Source organism: Roseovarius sp. A46, assembly GCF_004126395.1.
In the GTDB taxonomy this organism is placed as follows: Bacteria; Pseudomonadota; Alphaproteobacteria; order Rhodobacterales; family Rhodobacteraceae; genus Roseovarius; species Roseovarius nitratireducens.
The window spans coordinates 29,014-41,353 of record NZ_PVWS01000007.1; the positions used below are offsets into that span (position 1 = coordinate 29,014).

Annotated in this window: 12 protein-coding genes and 1 tRNA gene; 9 read left to right on the plus strand and 4 right to left on the minus strand. The window is 68.9% G+C overall.

The window, feature by feature from the left end:
• The first annotated feature begins 2 nt into the window (after positions 1 to 2).
• Positions 3 to 2,105 carry a N,N-dimethylformamidase beta subunit family domain-containing protein gene (locus C6W92_RS05495; RefSeq protein WP_129432032.1) on the plus strand — a complete coding sequence of 701 codons (2,103 nt, stop codon included), beginning with the start codon at positions 3 to 5 and terminating at the stop codon, positions 2,103 to 2,105.
• A 127-nt stretch (positions 2,106 to 2,232) separates the two neighbouring features.
• On the opposite strand, the gene C6W92_RS05500 is transcribed toward C6W92_RS05495, so the two are convergent.
• A tRNA-Ser gene (locus C6W92_RS05500) sits at positions 2,233 to 2,322 on the minus strand.
• Positions 2,323 to 2,447: 125 nt separating this feature from the next.
• Between C6W92_RS05500 and C6W92_RS05505 the strand changes: the two genes are divergently transcribed.
• From C6W92_RS05505 to proB, 6 genes are all read left to right on the plus strand, one after another.
• Complete coding sequence (locus tag C6W92_RS05505; protein WP_129432033.1) at positions 2,448 to 3,296, plus strand: DUF2059 domain-containing protein; 849 nt, start codon at positions 2,448 to 2,450, stop codon at positions 3,294 to 3,296.
• A gap of 185 nt (positions 3,297 to 3,481) precedes the next feature.
• Positions 3,482 to 4,150, plus strand: a complete 669-nt coding sequence (locus C6W92_RS05510) for a 50S ribosomal protein L21 (protein WP_129432034.1) — start codon at positions 3,482 to 3,484, stop codon at positions 4,148 to 4,150.
• Between the two features lie 11 nt (positions 4,151 to 4,161).
• Positions 4,162 to 4,431 (plus strand): 50S ribosomal protein L27, encoded by a 270-nt coding sequence (rpmA, locus tag C6W92_RS05515; protein WP_129432035.1) that lies wholly within the window; start codon positions 4,162 to 4,164, stop codon positions 4,429 to 4,431.
• Between the two features lie 191 nt (positions 4,432 to 4,622).
• The gene (locus C6W92_RS05520) at positions 4,623 to 5,162 is read left to right on the plus strand and encodes a GNAT family protein (RefSeq protein WP_129432036.1); all 540 of its coding nucleotides are present in this window, start codon (positions 4,623 to 4,625) and stop codon (positions 5,160 to 5,162) included.
• Positions 5,163 to 5,201: 39 nt separating this feature from the next.
• Positions 5,202 to 6,245 (plus strand): GTPase ObgE, encoded by a 1,044-nt coding sequence (gene obgE / locus C6W92_RS05525; protein WP_129432037.1) that lies wholly within the window; start codon positions 5,202 to 5,204, stop codon positions 6,243 to 6,245.
• Entirely contained in the window at positions 6,233 to 7,339 is a 1,107-nt protein-coding gene (gene proB, locus C6W92_RS05530; RefSeq protein WP_129432038.1) for a glutamate 5-kinase, read from the plus strand. The genes obgE and proB overlap by 13 nt, the downstream gene beginning before the upstream one ends.
• 70 nt (positions 7,340 to 7,409) lie before the next feature.
• On the opposite strand, the gene C6W92_RS05535 is transcribed toward proB, so the two are convergent.
• The gene (locus C6W92_RS05535) at positions 7,410 to 8,207 is read right to left on the minus strand and encodes a crotonase/enoyl-CoA hydratase family protein (protein WP_129432039.1); all 798 of its coding nucleotides are present in this window, start codon (positions 8,205 to 8,207) and stop codon (positions 7,410 to 7,412) included.
• A gap of 115 nt (positions 8,208 to 8,322) precedes the next feature.
• Between C6W92_RS05535 and C6W92_RS05540 the strand changes: the two genes are divergently transcribed.
• Both C6W92_RS05540 and C6W92_RS17615 read left to right on the plus strand, forming a co-directional pair.
• The gene (locus C6W92_RS05540; RefSeq protein WP_129432040.1) at positions 8,323 to 9,435 is read left to right on the plus strand and encodes a pyridoxal phosphate-dependent aminotransferase; all 1,113 of its coding nucleotides are present in this window, start codon (positions 8,323 to 8,325) and stop codon (positions 9,433 to 9,435) included.
• A 45-nt stretch (positions 9,436 to 9,480) separates the two neighbouring features.
• On the plus strand, positions 9,481 to 9,654 hold the full coding sequence (locus C6W92_RS17615) for a hypothetical protein (protein WP_164989178.1): 174 nt from the start codon (positions 9,481 to 9,483) through the stop codon (positions 9,652 to 9,654).
• Between the two features lie 13 nt (positions 9,655 to 9,667).
• On the opposite strand, the gene C6W92_RS05545 is transcribed toward C6W92_RS17615, so the two are convergent.
• Together C6W92_RS05545 and rnd are read right to left on the minus strand one after the other, a co-directional pair.
• Positions 9,668 to 11,023, minus strand: a complete 1,356-nt coding sequence (locus C6W92_RS05545) for an MATE family efflux transporter (RefSeq protein WP_129432041.1) — start codon at positions 11,021 to 11,023, stop codon at positions 9,668 to 9,670.
• Positions 11,024 to 11,140: 117 nt separating this feature from the next.
• Complete coding sequence (gene rnd / locus C6W92_RS05550; RefSeq protein WP_129432042.1) at positions 11,141 to 12,307, minus strand: ribonuclease D; 1,167 nt, start codon at positions 12,305 to 12,307, stop codon at positions 11,141 to 11,143.
• Positions 12,308 to 12,340 lie beyond the last annotated feature (33 nt).

The following is a 12,340-nucleotide window of genomic DNA, read 5'->3' on the forward strand; positions in this document are numbered from 1 at the left end:
ACATGAAAGAAGTTCCCCTGACCGGCTATACCGACCGTCTCTCGGCGCGGCCCGGCGAAGAGATCGCCTTCAAGGTGTCCTCGACCGAGGGCGGCCGCTACCGCTCGCGGCTGGTCCGCTCGATCTGCGCCGATCCGAACCCGGCGGGCATGGGAATCACCGAAGAGGATGCAAGCGAATGGTTCGCGCCGCGCGACCTGCCCGCGCGGCATCAGGCGTTCTTTCCCGGCTCTTACGGCCACACGGAGGGGCCGGTCACGCTGCCCGCGCAAGGCGGCGTCAGCCTGAGCGCGACGGTCCAGCCCACGCATCTCAATGGCCGCGACCAGGCGGTTTTGTCCTGCGGGCCGCTGTGCATGGGGATCGACGCGGGGGGCTGTCTCTTCGTGGCGGCTGGGGACGGGCGGGTCACCGTCGGGGCGCCGCTGCCGCCGCATCGCTGGACGCGCATAGAGGCGCGCCTGCAAGATGGCCGGGCAACCCTTGTCCAGACGGTCCTTGGACACCACAGCCGCGAGACGCATGAACAAACCGGACCGCTGCAATGCGGGGTGATCACCGCTCCGGTCGGCCTTGCGGCGTGTCTGGATGGCACGGGCGCGCGGCATTTCTTCAACGGCAAGATCGAGGGCCCCGCCATCGCGGGCGCGGACGGCATGATCGCGGCCTGGGATCTGTCGGCCTCGATCCCGCACAGCGACGTCCCCGCCATCGCCGGTCCGCCGCTGCACCTCGTCAACTTTCCGACCCGCGCGATGACCGGGTCGGCGTGGGACGCCTCGGAGATGTGCTGGCGGCACAAGCCCGAGCATTATGGCGCCATCCATTTCCACGAGGATGATATCTACGATTTCGGCTGGCAGACCGATTTCACCCTGACCGTGCCCCAGGACATGCCCTCGGGCGTATATGTCATGCATATAGAGGGCGATGGCGGCAGCGATGCCATCCCGTTCTACATCTGCCCGCCCAAGGGCACGCGCCGCGCCGATCTCTGCGTGCTCATCCCGACCTTTACCTATGTCATCTACGGCAACCATGCCCGTCCAGACTACGATCCGGCATGGCAGGGACGGATGCGCGATTGGGGGGCCTATCCCTACAACCCGGCGGAATACCCCGATTACGGCCTGTCGACCTACAACACCCATTCCGACGGGTCGGGCATCTGCCATGCCTCGCACCGGCGGCCGTTGTTCAATTTCCGGCCCGGGTTCCTCACCTTCGGGGCGACCGCCTGTTCGGGGCTGCGGCATTTTCCGGCCGACAGCCACCTGATAAGCTGGCTGCACGCCAAGGGCATCGGCTATGACATCATCACCGACCACGAGTTGCACGCCGAAGGGGCCGAGGTGCTGGCCGGTTACAAGGCCGTCACCACCACCACGCACCCCGAATATCACACCGCCGAGACGCTCGACGCGCTGGCCGATTACCGGGATGCGGGCGGCCACCTGCTCTATCTCGGGGGGAACGGATTCTACTGGCGCATCGCGCGGCACGCCGAGAATGACAGCCTGCTGGAAATCCGCCGCGCCGAGGATGGCATTCGCGCGTGGGCGGCGGAGCCGGGCGAGTATTACAACGCCTTCGACGGCACCTATGGCGGCCTGTGGCGGCGCAGCGGGAGGGCACCGCAGGCGCTGGTCGGGATCGGCTTTGCCGCGCAGGGCGAGTTTCACGGTGCGCCTTATCAGCGGATGTGCCACGATCCGGCCTTCGACTGGCTGTTCAAGGGCGTGACAGAGGATTTGTTCGGCGGATACGGGTTCAGCGGCAACGGCGCGGCGGGATTCGAGCTGGATCACGTCGATCAACGCATCGGCTCGCCGCAAAACCATGTTCTGCTGGCGCGCTCCGCGGGTGACAACCGCGCGTTCATGCTGGTTCCCGAAGAGCAACTCACCCACCTGACCAACCTGACTGGCGGACCGGAGGAAGAGGCGAAGCACGCCGACCTGATCTACTTCGAGCTGCCCGAGGGCGGCTCGGTCTTTGCGGTCGGCTCGATCACCTTTTGCGGCAGCCTGCCGTGGAACGATTTCGACAACGACGTCTCGCGCCTGCTGGAGAACTACCTGCGCCGCAAACTGACGGGCACGTAGCACAACGGTGCAACCTGTTCTCGCTCTTGCTCAGCGCCTTCTCCCTGGCAAGCGTCGGGATACCGAAAGCCCCGCGCCCGGGCCAGTATATATCTGATCTTAATGATGATTATGGACTGGGTCACAGTGGCGGAGAGACAGGGATTCGAACCCTGGGACCCCGTGAAGGGTCAACGGTTTTCGAGACCGCCCCGTTCGACCACTCCGGCACCTCTCCGCGGGGGTCTGGAGAGGCCGTGTAATGGCCTTTGGCGGGCGGGGCAAGGGGGTTTGCGCTTGTTTCGCGCGTGAATTTCCATAGTGTCGCGCCTGACCGTCACGGTCCGATGGGAGGACAGGATCATGGCATGGCCGGACAGCGCGGTGCGGCTGCGGGGGGTGTTCGCGGGGCTCGCCTGTCTCGCGCTCGCGGCGGTCGTCCTCGCGGGGCCTGCCCGCGCCACAGAGCGTGACCGCCTCCTGGCCTTTCTCGAGGTGACGGGGTTTGGCGTGGCGATCGACAGCATCGCGGTCAGCGCCGCCGATGCGCCCGCGATGATCGACATGGCGCCAGACGATTTCGGTCTGGCCTGGCCCCGGATCACCGCCGAGGTGTTCGACAGCACCCTGATGCGGGGCTTGGCGCTCGACATGCTCGACGAGACGCTCGACAATGAAATGCTGGGCCATGCCGCCGCCTTCTATGCCTCCGATCTCGGGCAGCGGCTGGTCGAGGTGGAGAATGCCAGTCACACGCACCGCGCCGACGAGGCCGCGCGCAAAGAGGCCGAGGCGCGCGCCGCCGCGCTGTCACCGGCGCGCCGTGCCGTGCTCGAGCGGATGAACGCGGCGATTGACGGCTCGGGCATGGCAGAGCGCGCGTTCCGGGAGATACAGGTCCGGTTCCTGCTGGCCGCCGCCGACGTGGGGCTGACCGACGGTGATTTCGACGCCGACCTGCTGCGCCGCCTGCTGGCGCAAGGGGCCGAAACGGTGCGCGCCGAGATGAAGGAGGCCGCGCTCGCGAGCGCCGCACAGACCTATCGCAGCCTGTCCACGGACGACCTGCGCGCCTATGCGGACGCCCTCGAAGACCCGGTGATGGGCCGCGTCTACGAGCTGATGAACGCCGTGCAGTTCGAGATCATGGCCAACCGGTTCGAGGCGTTGGCGGCGCGGCTGGGAGAGGTGCCGCCGGCGCACGACCTCTGAGGCGGTGCGCGCGCGGCTCTTGACACCGCGGCGTCACTGACGCATACGAGCGCGACCGGCGGCAGGATGCGCCGGTTTTGCATTTGTAATGATACCCCGAGAGGGGCGCCGTCCGAGGTGGCCGCGAGGCCCGCAACACCCGCCAAGCCGGGGACCACAGGACGCGGGATGAGAAGGAAAGAGCCATGTTTGCGGTCCTCAAGACCGGCGGCAAGCAATACAAGGTGCAGTCGGGCGACCTGCTGCGTGTTGAAAAGCTTGCGGCGGATGCCGGCGAGAAAGTGCAGTTCAACGAGATTCTCATGCTGGGCGGTGACAGCCCGGTTGTGGGCGCCCCCCTTGTCGAGGGGGCCGCGGTTCAGGCCGAGGTGATCGACCAGGTCAAGGGTGACAAGGTCATCAACTTCGTCAAGCGTCGCCGCAAGCACGGCTCGCAGCGCACCAAGGGCCATCGGCAGAAGCTGACGCTGCTGCGCGTCACCGAGATCCTCGAGAAGGGCGCCGACAAGTCCGGCGTCAAGGCCGCGATTGGCGCGGGGTCGGTGGCTGGCGTGGCCGTGGCTGCCGCCGAGGCGAAGAAACCCGCCAAGGCCAAGCCCACGGCAAAGCCTGCCGCCAAGGCAAAGCCCGCCGCCAAGGCCGAAGCGCCCGCGGGCGGCGACGATCTCAAGAAGCTGTCGGGCGTCGGCCCTGCGCTGGAGAAGAAGCTCGTCGAGGCGGGTGTGACCACCTTCGCGCAGATCGCCGCGTGGACCGAGGCGGATGTCGCCGAGATGGATGAGAAACTGTCGTTCAAGGGCCGGATCGAGCGCGAAGGCTGGATCGAACAGGCCAAAGAGCTGACCAAGGGCTAAGGAGAGACGAGATGGCACACAAGAAAGCAGGCGGGTCGTCCCGCAACGGTCGCGATTCGGCGGGCCGTCGTCTCGGCGTCAAGAAATACGGCGGCGAGGCCGTGATCCCCGGCAACATCATCGTGCGTCAGCGCGGCAACAAGTTCTGGCCGGGCGACGGCGTGGGGCAGGGCAAGGATCACACGATCTTCGCCGTGACCGAGGGTGCCGTGACCTTCCACAAGGGCCTCAAGGGCCGCACCTTCATTTCGGTGCTGCCAGCGGCAGAGGCCGCCGAGTAAGCCGGACCCAAGATATGTCAGGAACATGAGGGGGGACCGGCTCGCGCCGGTCCCTTTTCGTTTCCGGGGCATCAACCAGTCAAATCGTCGTCACTTTCCGGTGTGGGCGAGGTCCGGCAGGCTTGCGGCAGAGGCGCGTGCCCCCAATTTGAAACGCGGGGGATGTGCCCATCATGCGAAAGGAGGAGCGCATGACTTTCGAGACGGTGATCGACCAGCCGGTGATCGCGGCGGAACGGTTCGACCTGAGACCGCTGCGCGCGTCCGATGCCGGGCTGATCGCGCTCAACGCGGGCGACGAGCGGGTGGCGCGGGCCACTGCCTCGATCCCGCATCCCTATCCGCCCGGTGCCGCCGAGGCGCTGATTGCGCGCGCGCAGGCAGAGGGCAGGGTCGAGGATATCTGGGCCATCGACGGCACCCGCGCGGGCGGGTCGGAGGTGATGGGCCTCATCGGGCTTACCCGGGTGGACGAGGGCCAGTCCGAGATCGCCTACTGGGTGGCGCCCGCGTGGTGGAACACCGGCATCGCCTCGGCGGCGGTCGACGCCATCCTCGCGGCCAACCCGCACGCCGCGCGCACCGTCTTTGCCAGCGTGTTCCAAGACAACGCCGCTTCGGCGCGGGTCTTGACGAATTGCGGCTTTCAGTATCTTGGGGACGCCGAGAGCTACTGCGTCGCGCGCGGGGCCAACGTGCCCACATGGACCTACAGCCGCCGGATGGGCTGAGAGCCGCGCGCGGACCGCGGCGCGGCGAAAGGATGGGCAATGAAATTCCTCGACCTCGCAAAGGTGTATATCCGCTCGGGCAGCGGCGGCGCGGGCTGCATCAGCTTTCGGCGCGAGAAATACATCGAGTTCGGCGGCCCGGATGGCGGCGATGGCGGCGGTGGCGGCTCGGTCGTGGCCGAGGCTGTGGACGGGCTCAACACGCTCATAGATTTCCGCTACCAGCAGCATTTCTTCGCCGATGACGGGCGGCCCGGGCAGGGGCGTCAGCGCACCGGCGCCAGCGGCGGCGACATCGTGCTGCGCGTGCCCGTGGGCACCGAGATCCTCGAAGAGGACGAAGAGACGGTGATCGCCGACATGACCGAACCGGGCCAGCGCGTCGAACTGGCCCGCGGCGGCAACGGCGGCTGGGGCAACCTGCGGTTCAAGACCTCCACCAACCAGGCCCCGCGCCGCGCCAATCCCGGCCAGCCCGGCGTCGAGCGCACGATCTGGCTGCGGCTCAAGCTCATCGCCGATGTGGGCCTCCTCGGTCTGCCCAACGCCGGCAAGTCCACCTTCCTCGCTGCCACCTCGAATGCGCGGCCCAAGGTGGCCGATTATCCCTTTACCACGCTGCACCCCAACCTCGGGGTGGTGGGCATCGACGGCGCGGAATTCGTGGTGGCCGACATCCCCGGCCTGATCGCGGGCGCGTCCGAGGGGCGGGGGCTGGGCGACCTGTTCCTTGGCCATGTCGAGCGCTGCGCCGCGCTTTTGCACCTCGTTGATGGCAGCTCCGGCGATCCGGTGGCCGACTACCACACCATCCTCGACGAAATCGAGGCTTATGGCGCGGGCCTCGCCGACAAGCCGCGCCTGACGGTGCTGAGCAAGATCGACACGCTGGACGACGAGGAACGTGCCTTCCTGCGGGACGAATTGCAGGCGGCCTCGGGCGGCGAGGTGATGCTCATGTCGGCGGTCTCGGGCGAGGGCGTGCCCGAGGTGCTGCGCACCCTGCGTGCACAGATCGGCGAGAATCGCGCCCGTGTCCGCCGTGAGGAGGCCAGCGACGAGGACACCTCGTGGCAACCCTGAGCGACGCGGCCCGCGTGGTGGTCAAGATCGGCTCGGCGCTGCTGGTGGACCGCGCCACCGGCGACCTGCGCGCCGAATGGCTTGCCTCGCTCGCCGCCGATGTGGCCGGGCTGCGCGCGCGGGGTGCGGACGTGGTGCTGGTGTCGTCGGGCTCCATCGCGCTGGGCCGCGGGATGCTGGGCCTGCCTGCCACCACCCTCTCGCTGGAGCAGAGCCAGGCGGCGGCGGCGGTGGGGCAGATACGCCTCGCCGGGGCCTACGAGGCGGCGCTCGCGGCCCACGGGCTCAAGGCCGCGCAGGTGCTGGTGACGCTCGAGGACAGCGAGAACCGCCGCCGCTATCTCAACTCCCGCGCCACGCTCGATCAGCTTTTGCGCCTCGGCGTGGTGCCGATCGTGAATGAAAACGACACCGTCGCCACGGACGAGATCCGCTATGGCGACAACGACCGGCTGGCCGCGCAGGTGGCGGTGACGGCGGGGGCGGACCTGCTGGTGCTCCTGTCGGATGTGGATGGGCTCTATACCGCCAACCCGCAAACCGACCCGGACGCGCGCCACATCCCTCACGTGGATGCGATCACGCCCGAGATCGCGGCGATGGCGGGCGATGCGGGGTCGGGTCTCGCCAAGGGCGGCATGAAGACCAAGCTGATGGCCGCGCGCACCGCCACCGCCGGGGGCTGCGCGCTGGCGATCACCCGCGGCGACGTTGATCACCCGCTCGCGGCCCTTGGCGCGGGCGCGCGCGCCACATGGTTCGCCGCACAGGGCGACCCGCAGCAGAAACGCAAGGCCTGGATCGCGGCGATGAAGCCGCGCGGCCGCATCACCGTCGACGCAGGTGCGGCGCAGGCGCTTGCCCGCGGCAGCAGCCTGCTGCCCGCCGGGGTGAGCGCGGTCTCCGGTGCCTTCGGGCGGGGCGACCCGGTGGAACTGGCCGACACGGATGGCCGCGTGCTGGGGCAGGGGCTCACCCGCTACGACAGCGGCGATGCCGACCGAATCAAGGGGCTGCGCCTCGATCAGATCGAGGCGGCGCTCGGCCACCCGCCGCGCGGGCCGCTCGTCCACCGCGACGACATGGCGGTCTGAGCGGCGGCGCGCCAGGGCGCGCCGTTATTCCGCGCATTGATGCCAAGTGGCGACCGTCCGCTCCACTCCATCATCCTTCCTTCCCGCCAAAAACCGGGGCGCGTCCGGCCATGTTGGCGGCGATCTGTTCCATCTGCTCGGGCCCGCCGATGAGCGCCGCCTGTTCGCGGCTCTCGGCCATCAGAACATCGGCCACCGCCGCGCCGCTCTCGGCTACGGCGATGAGCCGCTTGGCGGCGCGGATCGCGGCGGGGCTGCGCCCGGCGATCTCGCGTGCGAGGTCTTGTGCGGCGGCGTGCGGGTCTTCCGCGACCTCGGTCACCAGCCCCCATGCCGCCGCCTGCGCCGCGTCCACCGGCGCGGCGGTGTAGGTCATGCGGCGGATCACGTCCGACCTTGTCAGCCGGGGCAAGAGCGCCATGCCGCCCATGTCGGGGATGAGGCCCCATTTCATCTCCATGATGGCAAGCCGCGCGCCGGGCGCGGCGATGCGGATATCGGCCCCGAGGGCCAACTGGAACCCCGCGCCATAGACCGCCCCGTGCAGCGCCGCGATCACCGGCACCGGCAGGCGGTGCCAGACCATCGCCACCTCTTGAAAGAGGTTGGTGTCGCCATGGCTGCGCGGCAGGACGAGCGCTTGCGGATCGCCCTGCGCCAGCGCGGCAAAGCTCATCACGTCGAGCCCCGCGCAAAACGCCTGCCCCGCGCCCGACAGCACCACCGCGCGGATATCCGCCTCCTGCAGGGCATGGCCCGCGCCGACGATGGCCTCGGCCATCTCGGGATCGACCGCGTTGCGCTTGTCCGGGCGGGTGAGGGTGACATGGGCGACGTGATCCACGATCTCGGTGCTGACGCGGGGCATGGGCGATCCTCCTTTTGCCGCGCTCCATGAAACATGGGCACGGGTCGCCACGCCAGCGGAACGTGGCGGCAGGCGAGACTTGCAGGCGGCCCCGCCATCCCGTTAACTGCACCCCATGACCGGACCCCGCCTGACCCCGCTCGCCGCCTCGCTGCCCGCCACCGTGCCCTTCGTCGGCCCCGAGGAGCAGGAGCGCGCCCGTGGCGCGCCCTTCGCCGCGCGGCTGGGCGCGAACGAGAACCTCTTCGGCCCCTCTCCCGCCGCGCTGGACGCGATGCGAGCCGAGGCGGCAGAGGTGTGGAAATACGGCGACCCCAAGAGCCATGAGCTGCGCGAAGCGCTGGCGCGGCACATGGGCGTCGCCCCGGAAAACGTGCTGGTGGGCGAGGGGATCGACGGGCTGCTGGGCAATCTCGTGCGGCTCCTGGTGGCGCCGGGCGACGCGGTGGTGACATCGGATGGCGCCTATCCGACGTTCAACTACCACGTCACGGGCTTTGGCGGCGCGCTGCACAAGGTGCCTTACGCCGACGATGCCGAGGATCTGCCTGCGCTCATCGACAGGGCCCGCGAGGTGGACGCAAAGCTCGTCTACTTCGCCAATCCCGACAACCCGATGGGCACCTGGACAAGCGGCGCCAAGGTGGCGGCGGCGCTCGACACGCTGCCCGATGGCTGCGTTTTGTGCCTCGACGAGGCCTATGTCGAGTTCGCCCCGGCGGGTACGGCGCCGCAGATTGCCGCCGATGATCCCCGCGTGATCCGTATGCGCACCTTTTCCAAGGCTTACGGCATGGCCGGTGCGCGCATCGGCTACGCGGTGGCGGACGCGCGGCTGATCGCCGCCTTCGACCGCGTGCGCAATCATTTCGGCATGAACCGGATGGCGCAGGCGGGGGCGCTGGCGGCCTTGCAGGACGGCGCGTGGCTCGCCCATGTGCAGACGCAAGTGGTCCGCTCGCGCGACGCGATCACGGCGGCTGCCGCGGAAAACGGCCTGACCGCCCTGCCGTCCGCGGCGAATTTCGTGGCGGTGGATTGCGGGCGCGACGGCGCGTTCGCCCGCGCGGTGCTGGCCGCTCTGGTAGACCGGGGCGTGTTCGTGCGGATGCCCTTCGTCGCGCCGCAAGACCGCTGTATCCGCGTCAGTTGCGGCCCCGAACGCGAAATGGCGGTGCTGGCGGAGACGCTCCCGCGGGCTCTTGCCGAGGCCCGAGAAAACACCTGACAGCCGCGCGATTCGCGGTAAACTGTGCTTATGCGCAGAGGCCAGATGGACGCCGCACCGAACTACACCACCGCCGCGCTGGTGATGGGGGGTGTCAACCTGTTCTGGATTCTGTTGCTGATCCGTGGGTTTCTGGGGTTCGGCGCAGTGTTCGCGGTGGGCTATGCACTTGACCGGCTGATCGTGTGGGGTGCGCGGCGGCGGCGCCGGGCGGGCTGAGGCCGGGCGCGGCTCAGACCGGGACAGTGCGCACCGACCAGCCCCAGAACCGCCAGAGCATGAACACCCCCGCCAGCGCCAGCCCCAGCGCCAGCCCCAGCCAGATGCCCGGCCCCCCGAACCCGAGGGTAAAGCCCAGGACATAGCTTGCCGGCACGCCCACGGCCCAGTAGCTGAACGCGGCGATGACCATCGGCACGCGCGTGTCCTGCACCCCGCGCAACAGGCCCAGCGACATCACCTGCGCCGCATCGACCACCTGAAAGAGCGCCGCCGCCGCCAGCAGCGTGCGCCCGATGGCGATCACCGCGTCGCGCGCCGGGTCCGCGGGGTCGAGGAACAGGCCGATCAGCAGGTCGGGCAGGCCGAGAAACAGCGCCACCGTGCACAGCGCCACCGTCGCCGACACGGCCAGCACCACCCTTGCCCCGTTGCGCAGGCCCCGCCCGTCGCCGCGGCCCTGCGCCTGTCCCGCGCGCACGGTGGCTACATTGGACAGGCCGACATGCACCATGAAGATCACCGAGGTGACCTGCAGCGCGATGCCGTGCGCGGCCAGTTGCAGCGTGCCGAGCCAGCCCATCATCACCGACGAGGCGGCGAACAGCCCGACCTCGGCGAGGTTGGTGATGCCGATGGGCCAGCCGAGGCGGAACACCTGCGCCAGCGCCTCCCAGTCGGGCCGCCAGAGCCGGGCGAACATCGTGTGCTCGGGCATGCTGCGCTGCACGTAGACGGCCAGCACCAGCATCGAGGCGAGGTTGACCGAGACCGAGGCGATGGCCGCGCCGCGCACCCCCATCTCGGGCATCCCGAGATTGCCGAAGATGAGCGCGTAGTTGACCAGGATATTGAGCGCCACCGCCGCCAGCGTCACCCACAGCACCACGCCGGTGCGCTCGAGCGCTGCGAGGCAGGACTTGAGCACCATCACCAGCAGCGCGGGCAGGATACCCCAACCGGCGATGACGAGGTAATCGCCCGCCAGCGCCGAGGTGCCAGGGTCCTGCCCCATCATCAGGAACAGCGTGGCCGAGCCCAGCGTCACGGGCAGGCACGCGAGCGCGAACAGCGCCGAGGCCCATAGCCCCATCCGCGTGACCCGGCGCACCTGCGCCTCCTCGCCCGAAGATGCGGCGCGCGCGACCATCGGCATCACCGCCCAGGCAAACCCCGATCCCATGATGAACAGCACGAAGAACAGGGTGCCGCCCAGCACCTCGGCGGCCAGCGCCTCGACCGAATACCAGCCCAGCATCACCGCATCGGTGAGCGTGATTGCGAACTGCGCCAGATGGCTGCCGACGAGCGGCAGGCCGAGGCCGAGGACAGCGCGCAGATGTTGGCGATATGTCAGGGGCTGCGTCATGAACTTGCCCTAATTCGGGGGTCGTGCGGGCGCAAGAGGGCAGAGCAGGCACCAAGGCGGCCGGACGCGGCCTGCGCCCCCTTTCCCCGCGCGGCGGCTACGCAGCGACCGGTCGCATCAGAGCGGCACCGCCGCCACCTCGTTGCCGCGCACCACGAGGCCGATCTCGCCCCGGCACAGGCGCAGCGCGTCCTCGCCGAACACCTCGCGCCGCCAGCCCGAGAGCGCCGGCACCTCGCGCCCGCCCGCCGCCAGATGATCGAGATCGGCGGCACTCGCGATGAGGCGCGCGGCCACGTCGCTCTGGTCGCTGCGCGCCTTCAGAAGCACGCGCAGCATGTCTGCAATCGCCGGGTTGGCCTGCGCCTTGCCATGAGGCTCCGAGTCGACGCGCGGCAGATCATCTTGGGGACAGTCCAGCCCGGCGCGCACCGCGGTGATGATCCCCTCGGCGATCTCGCCCTTGCGCGCCTCGCGCAGCAGCAACCGCGCGCGGCCCAGGTCCTGGTGCGATTGCGGTTTTGTCGCCGCCAGTTCCAGCAGCGCGTCATCCTTGAACACCCTTGAGCGCGGCACGTCGCGCGATTGCGCGTAGGTCTCGCGGAAACGGGCCAGTTCGCGCAGGATGGCGAGGAAACGCGGCGCGGTGTTGCGCGTCTTGATGCGCCGCCATGCCTCGTCCGGATCGGTGCGGTAGGTGTCCGGATCGGCGAGGGTCTTCAACTCCTCGGCCACCCAGGCGCTGCGCCCGGTCTCGTCCAGCTTGGCCGCGAGATACTCGTAGATCTGGCGCAGGTGGGTCACATCAGCCACGGCATAGGATTTCTGCGCCTCCGACAGCGGGCGGCGCGACCAGTCGGTGAAGCGCGAGCTCTTGTCCACCGAGGCGCGGGCGATGCGTTTCACCAGCGTCTCGTATCCCGCCTGATCGCCGAAGCCGCAGACCATCGCCGCCACCTGCGTGTCAAAGAGCGGTGTCGGGATCACCCCTGCCGCGACGGCGAAAATCTCGAGATCCTGCCGCGCGGCATGGAACACCTTGACCACCGACGGGTCGCGAAACAGATCGTAGAGCGGCTCCAGCGAGAGCGCGTCGCCCCCCGCGATGGGATCGACCAGCACCGCGTTTTCGTCGTCGTTGCCGGGCATGGCAAGCTGCACCAGGCAGAGCCGGGAATAATAGGTGCGCTCGCGCAGGAACTCGGTATCGACGGTGACGTAATCATGCGTGCGTGCCGCCTCGCAGAATTCGGCGAGCGCCTCTGTGGTGGTGATTGTCTGCATGAAGGTTATGCTCTCCGGTGTCGCGGTCCTGCC